We start from the raw sequence: 2,612 nt of genomic DNA on the forward strand, positions 1-2,612 counted from the left end.
ATGTTCAGCCACGGCTTCAACATCCGCTACGCCCAGATCATCCCGCCGGCGCACATCGACGTCAGTCTGGTGGCGCCCAAGTCGCCGGGCCACCGCGTGCGCGAGCTATACGTGGACGGGATGGGCACGCCGGGCTTGGTAGCTGTCCACCAGGACGCCAGCGGCGCGGCATTGGGCACGGCGCTGGCCTATGCGCGGGCTATCGGCTGTACGCGCGCCGGCGTCATCCGCACCACCTTCACCGAGGAGACCGAGACCGACCTCTTCGGCGAGCAGACCATCCTGTGCGGCGGCGTCAGCCACCTGGTCGAGTCCGCCTTCAACACCCTGGTTGCCGCCGGCTACCAGCCGGAGATCGCCTACTTCGAGTGCATGCACGAACTCAAGCTGATCGTGGACCTGATGTATCAGGGCGGCCTGAACTACATGCGCTACAGCGTCAGCGACACGGCCGAGCACGGCGATTACACCGCCGGGCCGAAGATCGTCACCGACCAGACGCGCGCGGCCATGAAGCAGATTCTCGCCGACATCCAGTCGGGGGCGTACGCCGAGGGGTGGATCGACGAGAACGCCCAGGGCCGGCCGTGGTTCGACCAACGGCGCGCCGAGGCCCGCGAAAGCCAGATCGAGCACGTCGGCCGCGACCTGCGGCGCATGATGCCGTGGCTGAATCCCAAAGAAATCTAGGGACTAGGTTTTAGGGGCTAGGGACTAGGGGAAGAGCGCTCTTCCCTAATCCCTAGTCCCTAGAACCTAGCCCCTACCCAATGAGGTGGCAGGATGACTGAGCACACCGACACGGTTCTGATTTTCGACACGACGCTGCGCGACGGGGAGCAATCGCCGGGGGCGACGCTCAACGTGGAAGAGAAGCTGGAGATCGCCCGGCAGCTGTCGCGCCTGGGCGTGGACATCTGCGAAGCGGGCTTCCCCATCGCCTCGCCGGGCGACTTCGAGGCGGTGCGCCGCATCGCCGAGGAAGTGGGGCCGCTGACCGAAGGGCGCAAAGACGGCCGGCCGATGGTCATCGCCGGATTGGCCCGCGCCAACGAAGAGGACATCCGCCGCGCCTATGACGCCGTGCGCGCCGCGCCGCGCCACCGCATCCACACCTTCCTGGCAACCAGTGACATCCATCTGAAGCACAAGCTGCGCATCGACCGCGAGGAGTGCGTCGATCAGGTCATCCGCGCCGTCACCTACGCCCGGACGCTGTGCGACGACATCGAGTTCTCGCCGGAAGACGCCGGGCGCTCCGACCCCGACTTCCTGGTGCAAGTGCTCGGCGAGGCCATCCGCGCCGGGGCGACGACGCTGAACATCCCCGACACGGTCGGCTACACGACGCCGGACGAGTTCGGCTGGCTCATTCGCTACCTCATCGAGCACACGCCGGGGGCGGATCGCGTCACCTGGTCGGTGCACTGCCACAACGATCTGGGGCTGGCGACGGCCAACACGCTGGCCGGCGTGCGCAATGGGGCGCGACAAGTCGAGGTGACCATCAACGGCATCGGCGAGCGCGCGGGCAACACGGCGCTGGAAGAGGTCGTCATGGCCCTGGCGACCCGGCCGCAGACGTTTAACGTGCAGTGCAACGTGGACACGACTCAGATCGCCCGCACCAGCCACATGGTCAGCACCTATACCGGCATGGTCATCCAGCCCAACAAGGCCATCGTTGGGGCCAACGCCTTCGCCCACGAGGCGGGCATCCACCAGGATGGTATGCTGAAGCATCATCTGACGTACGAGATTATGCGACCGGAGACGGTCGGCCTGAACACGTCGAAGCTGGTGCTGGGTAAGCACTCCGGCCGCCACGCCTTCCGCGTCCACCTGAACGACATGGGCTACGACAACCTGGACGAGTCGGAGGTGGTGGCCGCTTTCAAGCGCTTCAAGAAGATCGCCGACAAGAAGAAGGTGGTGACCGACGCCGACATTGAGGCCATCATTGCCGACGAGATCTATCAGCCGCCGGCGATCTGGGAACTGGAGCACATCCAGGTATCGTGCGGCGACCACAGCATCCCCACGGCCAGCGTCAGTATGATCGGCCCGGACGGCGCGCACTATCAGGACGCGGCGCTGGGGGCGGGGCCGGTCGACGCGGTCTATCAAGCCATCAACCGCATCATCGGAACCTTCGAAGGGCACAGCATCAACAACCAGCTCACCGAGTTCAGCATCAACGCCGTGACGGAGGGACTGGACGCCGTAGCCGAGACGACCATCCGCATCCAGCCCGACGACGGCGCCTACACCGTCAACCCGCAGACGAACCGGCCCGTCTACCGCACCTACAGCGGCCACGGGGCCAGCACCGACATTGTTGTCGCCAGCGCGCGGGCCTATCTGAGCGCGTTGAATAAGATACTGGCGGAGCGGGGGAGCGGGAGTGCTGGGGAGCAGGGGAGACCGACTAACGGCGAACGGCGGACGACCACCTATGAGCTTCAGACGGTGGGCGGCTAATGGATGCGACGCGGGAAGATACGGTCTGGCAAGCGGCCGGGCTGGCCGGGGCCTATCTGGACGGCGTGCGCGGCGCAATCCCGTTAGCGGCGGTGCAGATCGACATCCTGACGCGGCTGGCGCGGGCGGCC

2 protein-coding genes are annotated in these 2,612 nt (G+C 66.1%); both read left to right on the forward strand.

Translation table 11 applies throughout. From position 1 onward, the window contains the following. Window positions 1–690, forward strand: a 690-nt coding sequence (ilvC, locus tag ACE3UY_RS15285) for a ketol-acid reductoisomerase (protein WP_374688362.1), incomplete at its 5' end; no start/stop codon positions are given. A gap of 93 nt (window positions 691–783) precedes the next feature. After that, window positions 784–2,481 carry a 2-isopropylmalate synthase gene (locus tag ACE3UY_RS15290; RefSeq protein WP_374688363.1) on the forward strand — a complete coding sequence of 566 codons (1,698 nt, stop codon included), beginning with the start codon at window positions 784–786 and terminating at the stop codon, window positions 2,479–2,481. Window positions 2,482–2,612 lie beyond the last annotated feature (131 nt).

This window comes from Promineifilum sp. (SeqCode) (assembly GCF_041918635.1).
GTDB lineage: Bacteria > Chloroflexota > Anaerolineae > Promineifilales > Promineifilaceae > Promineifilum.

What these genes read in the sequence shown, in the direction of transcription:
- ACE3UY_RS15290 (WP_374688363.1), top strand. Translation starts at nt 784, where the DNA reads ATGACTGAGCACACCGACACGGTTCTGATTTTCGACACGACGCTGCGC.